This window comes from Thermoanaerobacterium butyriciformans, assembly GCF_017874545.1.
In the GTDB taxonomy this organism is placed as follows: Bacteria; Bacillota; Thermoanaerobacteria; order Thermoanaerobacterales; family Thermoanaerobacteraceae; genus Thermoanaerobacterium; species Thermoanaerobacterium butyriciformans.
The window spans coordinates 1-13,578 of record NZ_JAGGLT010000014.1; the positions used below are offsets into that span (position 1 = coordinate 1).

Annotated in this window: 13 protein-coding genes; 12 read left to right on the plus strand and 1 reads right to left on the minus strand. The window is 35.1% G+C overall.

What is annotated here, in order from left to right:
• The first annotated feature begins 172 nt into the window (after positions 1-172).
• The 6 genes from folE to J2Z80_RS07005 all read left to right on the plus strand — a co-directional run bounded on the left by folE (position 173) and on the right by J2Z80_RS07005 (position 3,454).
• Entirely contained in the window at positions 173-739 is a 567-nt protein-coding gene (gene folE, locus J2Z80_RS06980; RefSeq protein WP_209453767.1) for a GTP cyclohydrolase I FolE, read from the plus strand.
• A 21-nt stretch (positions 740-760) separates the two neighbouring features.
• Positions 761-1,573, plus strand: a complete 813-nt coding sequence (gene folP / locus J2Z80_RS06985; RefSeq protein WP_209453768.1) for a dihydropteroate synthase — start codon at positions 761-763, stop codon at positions 1,571-1,573.
• Entirely contained in the window at positions 1,570-2,067 is a 498-nt protein-coding gene (gene folK, locus J2Z80_RS06990) for a 2-amino-4-hydroxy-6-hydroxymethyldihydropteridine diphosphokinase (RefSeq protein ID WP_209453817.1), read from the plus strand. The genes folP and folK overlap by 4 nt, the downstream gene beginning before the upstream one ends.
• A 2-nt stretch (positions 2,068-2,069) precedes the next feature.
• On the plus strand, positions 2,070-2,441 hold the full coding sequence (gene queD, locus J2Z80_RS06995) for a 6-carboxytetrahydropterin synthase QueD (RefSeq protein WP_209453769.1): 372 nt from the start codon (positions 2,070-2,072) through the stop codon (positions 2,439-2,441).
• Between the two features lie 19 nt (positions 2,442-2,460).
• A complete protein-coding gene (gene sfsA, locus J2Z80_RS07000; protein ID WP_209453770.1) occupies positions 2,461-3,150 on the plus strand; it encodes a DNA/RNA nuclease SfsA in 690 nt (229 codons plus the stop codon).
• An 88-nt stretch (positions 3,151-3,238) separates the two neighbouring features.
• Complete coding sequence (locus J2Z80_RS07005; RefSeq protein ID WP_209453771.1) at positions 3,239-3,454, plus strand: DUF896 domain-containing protein; 216 nt, start codon at positions 3,239-3,241, stop codon at positions 3,452-3,454.
• A 22-nt stretch (positions 3,455-3,476) separates the two neighbouring features.
• Here the strand turns inward: J2Z80_RS07005 and J2Z80_RS07010 are convergent, their stop codons facing one another.
• Entirely contained in the window at positions 3,477-3,662 is a 186-nt protein-coding gene (locus tag J2Z80_RS07010) for a hypothetical protein (protein WP_014757882.1), read from the minus strand.
• A 103-nt stretch (positions 3,663-3,765) separates the two neighbouring features.
• Between J2Z80_RS07010 and J2Z80_RS07015 the strand changes: the two genes are divergently transcribed.
• From J2Z80_RS07015 to J2Z80_RS07040, 6 genes are all read left to right on the plus strand, one after another.
• A complete protein-coding gene (locus J2Z80_RS07015) occupies positions 3,766-5,160 on the plus strand; it encodes an aspartate aminotransferase family protein (protein ID WP_209453772.1) in 1,395 nt (464 codons plus the stop codon).
• Positions 5,161-5,169: 9 nt separating this feature from the next.
• Positions 5,170-5,661, plus strand: a complete 492-nt coding sequence (locus J2Z80_RS07020) for a thioredoxin family protein (protein WP_209453773.1) — start codon at positions 5,170-5,172, stop codon at positions 5,659-5,661.
• A 206-nt stretch (positions 5,662-5,867) separates the two neighbouring features.
• On the plus strand, positions 5,868-9,296 hold the full coding sequence (locus tag J2Z80_RS07025) for an adenosylcobalamin-dependent ribonucleoside-diphosphate reductase (protein ID WP_209453774.1): 3,429 nt from the start codon (positions 5,868-5,870) through the stop codon (positions 9,294-9,296).
• Positions 9,297-9,481: 185 nt separating this feature from the next.
• The gene (locus tag J2Z80_RS07030; RefSeq protein WP_209453775.1) at positions 9,482-11,146 is read left to right on the plus strand and encodes a sensor domain-containing diguanylate cyclase; all 1,665 of its coding nucleotides are present in this window, start codon (positions 9,482-9,484) and stop codon (positions 11,144-11,146) included.
• Positions 11,147-11,220: 74 nt separating this feature from the next.
• The gene (locus J2Z80_RS07035) at positions 11,221-11,382 is read left to right on the plus strand and encodes a hypothetical protein (RefSeq protein WP_013296937.1); all 162 of its coding nucleotides are present in this window, start codon (positions 11,221-11,223) and stop codon (positions 11,380-11,382) included.
• A gap of 108 nt (positions 11,383-11,490) precedes the next feature.
• A complete protein-coding gene (locus J2Z80_RS07040; RefSeq protein ID WP_209453776.1) occupies positions 11,491-13,449 on the plus strand; it encodes a BglG family transcription antiterminator in 1,959 nt (652 codons plus the stop codon).
• The last annotated feature ends 129 nt before the right edge of the window (positions 13,450-13,578 follow it).

The following is a 13,578-nucleotide window of genomic DNA, read 5'->3' on the forward strand; positions in this document are numbered from 1 at the left end:
GAGTAAAAACAATTGCATGAAAATTCACAATACATTAAACATTATGTGAATAAAATTTGAAGAAAAAAATTTGCCAACAACTACTTGACACAAACCGTATTAAACTAATACTTGTATACAAATCTAAAAAATGATATATTGATATAAAAAGTTCTATTTGAGGAGCATGGCGATGATTGACAAAGAAAAGATAAAAAAGGCTGTATTTGATATACTTGAGGCTATAGGAGAAGACCCAAAAAGGGAGGGCCTTTTAGAGACACCTGATAGAGTTGCAAGAATGTACGAAGAGATTTTTTCAGGACTTCATACAAATGTGATGGATGTGATAAAGACTTTTAAGGAAGATGAACATCAAGAGATAGTCATAGTGAAAGATATACCAATGTACTCTATGTGCGAACATCATTTACTGCCATTTATGGGTGTTGCACATGTGGCGTATCTTCCGAGAAAAGGCACAATTCTGGGACTTTCCAAGCTTGCCAGAATCGTCGATATTTTGGCTAAAAAGCCTCAACTGCAGGAGAGGCTTACCAGTGAGATCGCTGATACGATTGTAAAAGCCGCAAATCCTTTAGGAGTTGCAGTCGTCGTAGAGGCAGAGCACCTTTGCATGACGATGCGGGGCATAAAAAAACCTGGTGCAAAGACAGTTACATCTGCTTTACGAGGCTTATTTAAAACAGACCAAAGGTCAAGAGAAGAAGTCATGCTTTTGATAAATGGAAAGCGATGATCACAAGGAAAGGGTGATATTATGGCTTATATGTTAAAATTAAGAAATAAAGAGTTGGAAATTGGAAAGAGAACGTACATAATGGGCATATTGAATATGACGCCTGATTCTTTCTCTGATGGTGGGAAATACAATACTTTGGAGAAGGGCATGGAAAGAGCCTTAAAGATGATGGAAGACGGAGCTGATATAATAGACGTAGGCGGCGAATCTTCAAGGCCTGGATACGAACCTGTGACTGCAGAAGAAGAACTTTCCAGGATAAATGATATAGTCAAGAAGTTGTGTGAAGTAGACACCATAATTTCAATTGATACAATGAAGTCAAAAGTGGCCTACGAGTGCCTTAAGAATGGAGCTCACATCATAAACGACATCTGGGGTTTGCAAAGAGATCCTGATATGGCAAAAGTCGTTGCTGATTATGGTGCTGGCGTGGTGATAATGCACAATAAGGAAGTGGCAGAATACCATGACCTTTTGCAGGAGGTTATAAGTTTCTTTGAGAAAAGCATTGATATTGCTTTAAAAGCAGGCATAAAAAAGGAAAACATAATGATCGATCCCGGAATAGGTTTTGGGAAGACTTTAGAGCACAATCTGACATTGATGAAAAGGCTTGATGAGCTTAAAATATTGGGACTTCCTATATTGCTTGGCACATCAAGAAAATCAATGATAGGGCGTGTCTTAAACCTTGACGTAAATGAAAGAATGGAGGGTACTGCTGCCACAGTTGTGGTTGGAATAGTAAAGGGTGCTGACATCGTCAGAGTGCACGACGTGAAAGAAATGTGGCGAGTAGCCAGGATGACGGATGCGATGATAAGATGACGGATATATACATATCGATTGGTTCAAATGTGGGATATAGGGAAGGATACTTAAAAAGTGCACTTATTAAGCTTGCCAAGAATTCAGTTATCATAGAAAAAGTATCTCCTATTTATGAGACAGAACCTGTTGGATATAAAGAACAAGGCAAATTTTTAAATGCGGTGGTACAGGCAAAGACAGAACTTAAGCCCCATGAGCTTCTTAAAATTATTAATACGGTAGAAAAAGAACTTGGAAGAGAGAGGGTTATAAGATGGGGACCCCGTACAATTGATATAGATATACTGTTGTATGGTGATGTAACTATAAATGATGATGATTTAAAAATACCTCATGAGAGAATGTGGGAGAGAGCGTTTGTACTTGTGCCACTTAATGATATTGATCCCAACATCACGAATGATGGAGTAAAATTATCGCGTATAATAGAAATGCTGCCGGACAAAGAAGGTGTGAAACTTTATAAAATGGATTGGTACAAGGTGGTGTAGATATGAAGGTGACAAAGTCATTTACATTTGACAGTGCTCACAATTTGACCAAGTACAATGGAAAGTGTGAAAATCTTCATGGGCACACGTATAAGCTGGAGGTAACGGTGGAAGGCAGTATAGACGATGAAGGAATGGTCATAGATTTTGCTCAGCTTAAAGCTATCGTTGATAGTGAAGTGGTAAAAAAATTGGATCATGCGTACTTAAATGATGTCTTAGGTTTTAACACAACGTGTGAAAATATAGCAATGTGGATGTGGGAAAAATTAGACCCTCTTTTAAAAAGTGATAGATTTCATCTTTTCAGCATAAGGCTGTGGGAAACCCCTACGAGTTTCGCCGAAGTAACCATACAGGACTTTACAAAGTAACTGTGGAAGGTTGTGTCAGATGTTTATAGAAAATCCCATTGTAAAAGGGAGATTTTTGGAGAGAATAAACAGATTTTTAGCTCGTGTAGAGGTAGACGGCCAAATTATAACTGTTCATGTACCTAATACAGGCAGGTGCAAGGAACTGTTTGTGCCGGGCGCAACTGTTGTCCTTGAAAAGCGGGAAGGAATGGGAAGAAAAACTCCTTACGAGTTGGAATTCGTATATAAAGGGAAAAGGCTTATATCTATCGATTCACAGATTCCCAACAAAGTAGTGATGGATAACATTGTGCGGGGCAAATTGGATGAATTTGCAGGATATGATGTTATTGAAAAAGAAAAGACGTATAAAAACAGCAAATTTGATCTTAAGCTTTCTAAAAAAGATGAGGTTTTTTTCATAGAAATTAAAGGGGTCACCCTTGAGGAAAATGGTGTTGTAATGTTTCCGGATGCACCAACTGAGAGAGGAACAAAACACATGGTAGAGCTTAAAAGCGTAAAAGAAGAAGGCATGAGGGCCGCTGTCGTTTTTCTCGTGCAGATGGATGACGTGCTTTATTTTACGCCAAATGTAAAGACAGATATTAAATTTGCCTCTGCTTTAAAAGATGCTATTGAATCCGGCGTTGAAGCCTACGCATATTGTTGCGAAGTTAAAGAAAACTTTATTGACATTAAAGGTGAAGTCGAAATTAAAATTTAACCATGTTTAGAGGGCGAGGTTACTCGTCTTTTGTTTTTTTGTTAAAAGTCATATAATATAATTATTAATTAGTGATTGAGGTGAATATATGATTACAAAAGAGATGATAGACAGGATAAATTATCTGTACCATAAATCAAAAAATGAAGGTCTAACAGATGAAGAGAAGATAGAGCAGTCAAAGTTAAGGATGGAATACGTAAAGGAGATAAGAGAGAGGGTAAAGCAGCAGCTTGACAGCATAAAATTTGCAGATGAGGATGATTGTCACGACGATTGCTGCCATCATCACCATCACCAATAAAAGAGGGAGAGATGTATCTCCCTCATGTGACTTTGTCGTGCATAGGCCTTTTTACATCTTTGCTTATGCCATGATTGTGGGCTCTGTATTGGGCTTTTTGCGATTTTGCTTCTCGCTTAAAATGCCTTGTCTCCCACTTGTAGATGTCAGCAGCGAATTCCACTCGGTTTCCTTTGATATTTGTCCAGTGGCTCTTTCTGATTGACATCAAAAACACCTCCAATGATTTTTGGTGTTTAATTATATTTTTCATTAATAAAACAAATTTATACTGATGGTATCATTTTAAATTTAAAGAAAGGATGTTTTTTATGAAAGAGGATCAAAGATACATAACGTGTGATGATGCACTTAGACTGAACAGAAGCCAAGTACGGGAAAATTACAGGGAGTACGTAAATTCTAATTTTGTCTCTATGCTGTCTATGCTGCAGTTTGATAAGCTTTTTGTGAAAGCAAAAGGCGTGTCTGTATGGGACAGCGACGGCAACGAGTACTTAGATTTTCTCGGCGGCTACGGTGCATTAAACCTTGGACATAATCCTGATGAAATTTATGAAGCGATAGAAAAGGTGAAAGATCTGCCAAACATACTTCAAGCTGCGGTAAATGATTTTCCCGGTGCATTGGCATATGATTTAGCGCTAGTTACACCAGGTGATTTGAAAAGGAGCTTTTTCTGTAACAGCGGTGCTGAGGCAGTTGAAGGAGCTTTAAAACTTGCAAAAATTGCGTCTGGAAAGCATAAAATTGTGTACTGCAAAAATTCTTTTCATGGGAAGTCGGCAGGAGCTCTCTCGGTTACTGGGCGTGAAAAATATCAAAAGTATTTTAAACCGCTTGTTCCCGATACAATACAGGTAGAATACGGTGATGCCAATGAACTGGAAGATGCTTTGAAAGGGAAGGATGTAGCGGCGTTTATAGTAGAACCTATACAAGGTGAAGGCGGCGTTATCGTGCCACATGATGGATATTTAAAAGAAGTTAGGGAGCTTACAACAAAGTATGATGCATATCTCATATTTGATGAAGTACAAACTGGTTTTGGAAGGACCGGTAAGATGTTTGCTTGCCAACATGAAAATGTAGTGCCGGATATCATGTGCTTGGCAAAATCGCTTGGAGGCGGTGTGATGCCAATTGGTGCGTATATTGCCAAAGATGAAGTGTGGAAGAAAGGCTATGGAACTATGGACAGATGTCTTTTGCATACCTCAACATTTGGAGGCAATACGTTGGCATGCGCGGCTGGTATAACTGCTATAAAACTTATTTTAGATAAAAATCTTCCTGAGGCTGCAAGAGAAAAAGGAGAATATTTCTTAAGCAGATTAAAAAAATTGAAAGAAAAGCACAAACTCATAAAAGACGTAAGAGGAAAGGGTCTTATGATAGGCGTTGAATTTAACCAGCCAGAAGGCGGATTGCTGGACAAACTATCTGGCGGTGCTGTATCAAAATTGTCAAATGAATACTTAGGTTCATTAGTTGCTGGAGAACTTCAAAATAAGCATCACATCATAACAGCATATACACTTAATAACCCAAATGTAATAAGATTTGAGCCGCCACTTATTGTTACTAAAGAGCAGATTGATAGAGTCGTAGATGCTTTAGATGAGATAATGACCAGAAGCGGTAGTTTATTGGGTATGACATTATCAAGTGCAAAGACTGTTTTAGGCTCATTTTTCAATAGATAGGTGATTTTAATGGATATTAAGAAATTGTTTGATAGCGGTATAAGTTTTAATGATTTTATTAAGAGTGAAGACAACAAAAACCCAGAAATTTTCAAAAATAGATTTGAAACTGTAACTATAGATGAAAGCATAAAGAATATCAAAGATAGCAGTAGGGTTTCAAGTGTTTTGGCTTTCGCTGAAAGCTGGTGTCCTGACTGTCAAGTAAGTGTGCCTATAATGGCTAAGATATGTGCTATATTGGGAATTGACTTTCACATATTGAAAAGAAAAGGGTACGAAGAAGACATGATGGTGCTATGCAAAGACAAAGAAGCAAAGATACCAACATTTGCTTTTCTGGACGATTCTTTCAAAGTTGTAGGTACATGGATAGAAAGGCCTAAAGTTATAAAGGAACTTGTGGCAAAAGGCGACAATAGCTTTAGAAGTGGTTATGTAAATGGAGCATACGATAAAGAGATTATAGATGAGCTTTTAGAAAAAATATCCCGTTCATGATGACGGGATATTTTTATGGCGTATCAAATAAAATTTGCAAATGACGATATAAAGATTTAGAAATCTAAGATATGAAGAAAAATCGTGGTAAATAGATATAAAAATTCAATGAGAGAGGATTTGTCTTGACACACAATAAGATGTATAATTAACTTTATCAATACACAAAATATTGTAGTTAATTACATAATGAGGAGAGGTTTTAAATGAATTTGACTGAAAACTCTAAGAAGGTTCTTGAGAGAAGGTATCTGGCAAAAGATGAGAATGGACGTGTCATTGAAACTGTTGAGGAACTTTTTGAGAGAGTAGCGAAGGCGATTTCAGATGTAGACAAAGAGTACGATATAAACGCAGACACGGAAGCCGTTAAAAAAAGGTTTTATGAGATGATGACGAACTTGGACTTTTTGCCTAATTCTCCTACGCTTATGAATGCAGGAAGGCCATTAGGGCAACTTTCAGCGTGTTTTGTGCTTCCCGTGGGGGATTCCATGGAAGAGATATTTGACGCAGTGAAATATGCAGCCATAATTCACAAAAGTGGTGGTGGCACAGGGTTTAGCTTTTCAAGACTTAGGCCGAAGGGAGCTACAGTGAGATCGACAGGTGGTGTGGCGTCTGGCCCTGTAAGCTTTATGAAGGTGTTTAATTCTGCTACTGAAGCGGTAAAACAGGGTGGCACACGCCGTGGGGCAAATATGGGTATATTGCGGATAGATCATCCAGATATCCTTGAATTCATTCAGTGTAAGCAAGACAACAATGAAATAACCAATTTTAATATAAGTGTCGGAATAACAGAAGATTTTATGAAAGCAGTTGAAAAGGGCGATGACTACGAACTGATAGATCCTCATACAAAAAAAGTTGTAAATAAGCTTAATGCGAGAGAAGTATTTAAGCTTATCGTTGAAATGGCTTGGAAAAATGGTGAGCCGGGAATCGTATTTTTAGACCGTATAAACGAAAAAAATCCGACACCGGCAATAGGTGAAATTGAGTCAACTAACCCATGTGTCACAGGGGATACTTGGGTAATGACTACAGAAGGGCCAAAGCAAGTAAATGATTTAATTGGTAAGCCTTTTGAAGCTATTATAAATGGCAGGTTCTATAGAACTACAAATGAAGGTTTCTTTAAAACGGGTCATAAACATATTGTTTTAGTTGAGACGATTGAAGGTTACTCTATAAGATTAACAGATGATCACAAAATATTAAAAGCTGTAGATAGTAGCTTAAATGAAATGAAAACTGAATGGGTTTCTGCGATAGAACTAAAACCTGGAGATAAAATTATTCTTAATAATAACAGAAATTTAATTGGGTGGTCAGGGGAGCTTGACGAAGGAGATGGATATCTATTAGGACTACTAGTCGGTGATGGTGTTCTTAAAAGAGATACTGCAATACTTTCCGCTTGGAAAGAAGGAAAAGCTGTAGGAGATGTGAATAATTGTGGCGTTGATAATGTTATGCAATATGCTTTGGATTGCGCAATGAGACTGCCGCATCGCAGAGATTTTGCAGGGTGGATGGAAATAAAAGGGCGAAATGAATACAGGCTAAAATTAGCATCATTAAGAGACTTGGCGCTTAAAATGGGAATGCACAATGGATTTAAAACAGTAACTCCTGAATTAGAAAAAATGTCGTCGGATGCTTACATAGGTTTTATTAGGGGACTTTTTGATTGTGATGCTTCTGTGCAAGGTAGCCCAGAAAAAGGTGCAAGTATACGACTTGCGCAGAGCGATTTAGATCTTTTAAAAGCGGTGCAAAGAATGTTGTTGCGTTTAGGCATTGTAAGTAAGATATATGTTAACAGGAGAAAAGCTTCTATGAAACTAATGCCTGATGGAAAAGGAGGCCTAAAAGAATATAAAATAAAGCCACAACATGAGTTATGTATTAGCGGCGATAATATAGAGATTTATGCAAAACGGATAGGTTTCCAAGATCTTAAAAAAATGCATAGATTAATAACTCTTTTATCATCATATAAAAAGGGTTCTCATCAAGAACGGTTTGTAGCAAGAGTTTTAGATGTTAAAGAAAGCGGATTTGAAGATGTTTATGATGTACAGGTACCTAGGATTAATTCATTTGATGCTAATGGTATAATTATCCATAATTGTGGCGAACAACCACTTTTGCCATATGAATCCTGTAACTTAGGGTCTATAAATCTTAAAAATATGCTAAAAGAGGAAAATGGCAAATATGAAGTTGATTATGAAAAATTAAGAAACACGGTACATAACGCTGTACATTTTCTTGACAATGTCATTGATGCAAATAAATATCCACTGCCACAGATAGACGAGATGACTAAGGGTACTAGAAAAATAGGCTTAGGAGTCATGGGCTTTGCTGATATGCTTCTTATGCTAAATATACCTTACAATTCAGAAGAGGCTGTAGAATTTGCTGATAAATTAATGAAATTTATCGACGAAGAATCTAAGTTAGCATCAATAGAACTTGCAAAAAAGAGAGGCGTTTTTAAGTACTATGATAAAAGCATATACAAGGATAAAGGTATTAAACTCCGCAATGCGACGACGACTACCATTGCACCTACTGGTACGATATCTATAATTGCAGGGACATCCAGTGGTATTGAGCCTTTATTTGCCATAGCAATGACAAGGAATGTAATGGACAATACCCAATTGGTGGAGGTAAACCCTATATTTAAGGAAGTAGCTGTGAAAAGAGGCTTTTATTCAGAGGAATTGATGAAGAAGATAGCAGAGCAAGGTACATTAAAGGGGATTGATGGCATACCGGATGATGTAAAAAGAGTCTTTGTCACAGCTCATGACATTGACCCTGTTTGGCATATAAGGATGCAGGCAGCTTTTCAAAAGCACGTTGATAATGCGGTATCAAAAACAGTTAATTTTAGACATGACGCAACAGTTGATGATGTAAGAGAAGTTTATGAGCTAGCGTACAAACTTGGTCTTAAGGGAGTCACTATTTATCGCGATGGAAGCCGTGATTCTCAGGTGCTGAATTTAGGTATAAAAAAAGATAAAAAAGAAGACGTGAAAGAAGATATAAAAGGTAATGCAGAAGAGAATCAAATCGTGCCAAGGCCTAGACCGCCAGTCACAAAAGGTATTACTGAGAAGGTAAGAATCGGTTGCGGAAATCTGTATATAACGGTTAATTACGATGACAAAGGTATATGTGAAGTGTTTACTAATTTAGGACGAGCTGGTGGTTGCCCATCTCAGTCAGAGGCTACTAGTAGATTGATATCTATTGCGTTAAGATCTGGATTAGATGCCAAGGCAATTGTTGAGCAGTTAAAAGGGATAAGATGTCATTCTACTTTAAGGCAGATGGCAAATAATAAAGAAATCAAAGTTCTTTCGTGTCCGGATGCTATAGCAAAAGTCATTGAAAAAGTGATGAAATTAAAAGTCGAAGAAGATGAAAACTTTGCTCCAATTGATGTGCCTATAAATGGTAGCAACCATAAAAATGATGATGCGGTTTTGCAGGCGGCATATACTTATGATACACAAGAAGAACGCTTCTGCCCTGAATGTGGCAGCGAAATAGAACATGAAGGTGGATGTGTTGTCTGCAAAAATTGTGGTTATTCAAAATGCGGTTAAAAATAAAGATAGCCAAAAAATCTCCCGATTTTGGGAGATTTTTTTACTTCATCTCAAAAAACGACATATTATGAATGATAGATATGATATAATTTCATTTGTGTATAAAATTTTGCTTATTAACAATGAAGGATTTTTTTAATTTATGTCGAATAACACATTAATTAAATCAAGAGGGGTTAAAAATGTTAAAAAAAAAGGAAGTAATATTTGATTCACTTTTAATTGCGGTGGGTTTTTTACTGTTGATATTTTCCTGCATCAGATATGGTTTAAAAATAGATATAAAATTATTTTCGCTATTGCTAGCAGTCATGCTTATACTTGATAATTTGGGAATCAAGTATACAGATATTAAATTGTCTATAAGCCCTGTAATTACTATAGCTTCTTTTTTGGTATACGGTACAGAATCATCTACGCTTTTAGCTGTTTTGTCGATTATGATCGAAACAATATTTTTCAGGAAAAAAGTTAAAAATGGATTTTTAAATGGAGCTATGTTTTCGATAACTTATATAGTTGCTGGACGTGTTTATGAGTTTTTAGGTGGGGAATTTGGGCAATTTTCTTTAAATCAATTAAAATATATAATAATATATGTTTTAGCTAGCTTTGTCATAAATTATTTTATATTGTATTATACATTGAAATTTCAAGGGAAAGTGTTGTTTAAAAAGTATTGGGCTGAAAGTTCTATATTAGAGCTGGTTTCTTATTTTGTAATGATTCCTTTTGCCATATTTTTCGCAAATGCGTATTTAAAATATGGGACATATATATTTATTTATCATGTGATACCTTTGATTTTATTAGCTTACTTTATTAGAGCTTTTAGAGATCTTTATAAAGCAAATCAAAAGCTTAATGCTCTTTATGAGATGGTTAAGATTATCAATTCAAAGTTAGACTTAGATAAAACTTTGGAGGCAATTGTCTATGTAACAGAAAAAGTTGTTACTGTTTCGGGTATTGCCATCTATTTAAAGGATCAAAATGGGTTTATAGTAAAGGAGAAGATTAAATGCTCTGAAGAATCAAAGAATGCTTTTAAAGATGTGTATATGAATGATGAAGGGCTTATTGGAAAGGTTGTATATGAGGGAAAACCTGTAATAATAGATAATTTAAGAAGCGATAAGCATTATTTTGACAGCAACATTTCTGAACATTATGATTCTGCAATTGTAGTTCCTCTTAAAAATGCAGATAAAATAATAGGCTGTATTTCGGTTTTTCAAAATGAAATTAATGCATTTGACGTAGATTCTCTCAAAATAATGGAAGCACTGTCAGAGCAGTCTTCGATAGCTATAATGAATGCAATTATGTATTTTGAAATAAGTAAAAAATCGATTACTGATCCTTTGACTAAAACTTACAATAGGAGGTTTTTCGATCAAGTATTGCATGACAGCGTAACAAAATCGGCTGCTGATAAGATTCCAGTTAGTCTTATAATGCTAGATGTAGATAAATTTAAGAACATAAATGATACATATGGCCATGTGATTGGAGATGCTGTATTGCGGGAGATAGCATCCAGGATAAAAAGATGCGTAAGGAGTAATGACATTGTTGCAAGGTATGGGGGTGAAGAATTTTCTGTGATATTGCCGAATCTTACAGCAGAACAAGCCTGCGTTATAGCAGAGAGGATTAGATATGAGGTATCATCGAAACCAATAAAGACTGATGTGGGCGATATCACTATAACAGTAAGTGCTGGTGTTGCTGATTATCCGAATAAAGCGGAGTCAGCAGAAAAGCTTGTAAGCCATGCTGATAGGGCCCTTTACGCTGGCTGCAAAACAAAAGGTAGAGACAGAGTTGCAGTATATGAAATATAAATAAAAATCTTCATAATATCTTCATTTTGAGTGGGTACAATATAGATAAATGATAAGTTGAGGAGGAATTCAAAATGGAGATATTAAAATTTATATTTAGTAGGGAATATAGAGCAAAGGTTGTAAATGCATTTACGGAAGAAGTTATTTCGCTGTGTTACGAAGCAGAAAAATCTATTTTTGAATTATATAGTCACAATGAAGAAAATATTGATGATATGGAAAAAGCTTCATAATAAATGCCGGTGTAAACCGGCATTTATACATGTAGGTATTAATTTATAGTATAATAAAAATAAAGTTAGAGGAATAAATTCAATTTTCGATTAAAAGAAGGTATGGATATGATCATAAGTGAAAGAGAAATTGAAATTATTAAAACTCTGTTAAATAGTGAGGAAGCTTTAGTTGTGAATGAATTGGCAAAAAAACTCAATGTTTCTAATAAAACAATTAGAAATGACCTTAAAAAAGTGGAGGAATTTCTAAATGGAAAGGGTTTAAAGCTTTTGAAAAAACCTGGTACAGGCGTTATGATAGAGGGTCCCGAAAATAAAAAACTAGATCTTTTGACTGAGCTAAATACTAGTTCTAAATTTGTAGAACCATTTTCACCTGAAGCTAGAAAAAATTACATATTAAAGAGACTTTTTATGAGCAATAGAAATATAACTATTAAGGAGCTGGCAGATGAACTTTATGTAAGCAAAGTTACAATACACAAAGACCTTGAAGCTGTGGAGGAATGGCTGTCGAAATATAATCTGAGATTGATAAAGAAAACTAACTATGGAATAGAAATATATGGTAGCGAGGAAGACTGGCGAAATGCTGCAGCAAGTTTAATTGTATCAAATAAAGGGCAAGAGGAAATCAAAGAACTTTTGTATGAAGATTATACAGGTAGAATAGATTACAAGACTTTAACTCGATTGAAAGAATTGATTGATATTGACTATAGAAAGCTTGAAAAGATAGTTTCTAATATGGAACCAAAGTTGCAATTTAGGTTTTCTGATGAAGCATTTGTAAGCTTAATTATTCATATTGCTATATCAATGGAAAGGCTAAGAAGAAATAAGGACATCAAGTTATCCAATGATGTTCTCAAAAAATTAAAGCAACACGAAGAATATACAATTGCAAAAGAAGCAGCTAAGGAGATTGAGGAAAACTTTGAAGTTAAATTGCCTGATTCAGAGATTGGATATATTTTACTTCATATTTTAGGAGCAAAAATGCAGCAAAATAAACTTAAAAACATCGATATTGAAATAAAAGAAGATGAAAATATTGATATAGCTGTTACAATGGCAAAAGAGATAATAAAAATTGCTGAAAAAGCTCTGTCAGTGGATTTTAGTGGCGACAGTCAGCTTTTAAATGGTTTGATTTTACATTTGAAACCAACAATAAATAGATTAAAATACGGATTAACATTGCGAAATCTTATATTAAATCAAATTAAAGAAAATTACCCGGATATATTTGGAGTAGCTTGGATGACCAGTATTGTCTTTGAAAAATACATTGGCAAAAAAGTAGGTGAAGAAGAACTTGGCTATATAACATTGCATTTAGGTGCGGCTTTTGAAAGAGCTAAAAAGCCTCTTAAAGCTTTGGTCGTATGCTCTAGCGGAATTGGAACCTCACAGCTTTTAGCTGTAAGATTGGAAAGATGTTTTAGAAATATTGAGATAATTGATATAGTATCTTCTTTGGCATTAAATGATGAAATGTTTGATAATGCAGATTTTATTATATCTACGGTTTCTATCGAAAGTAAAAAACCTGTTGTTAATATAACACCGCTGCTGACACAGAACGACATAAAAAAGTTGGAAAATTTTATTGATGATTATAGTGAAAATAAAAAGATTGTCGATGTAGAAATTCTGAATATAGAGGATGAAACAAAAGATAAAGAAGAGATACTAAAGCGTATAGTAGGAGAATTAATCAGGATAGGTCATGTAAAAAAAGAGTATTTAGATGATGTATTAAAAAGAGAAAATATTTCATCAACTTATATAGGTAATGGCATTGCGCTTCCACATGGGAATCCTGAAAATGTTAATAAATCCGTAATATCTGTTACGCGACTAAAAAAACCTGTAAGATGGAATGATGGCGAAGTAAAGGTAATAATAATGGTATCAATAGCGACAAGAGATATTAAATATGCAAACCGATTTTTTAGAAAGTTTTATCACATGGTAGATGAACCAAATTTTTTGGATAATATATTAAAAGCAGATAATAAAAGTGAATTACAGGATATACTAATTAAAGAAGTAAGTTAAAAAGCGAAATTGTTTTGTTTCGCTTTTTATTGTGCTATTAATATAAAATCCATTTGACTTTTCTAACATTATATGTAAACGAAAATTAATAAAGTATTACCACATTAAAGAGGTATAAAAAATAACGAG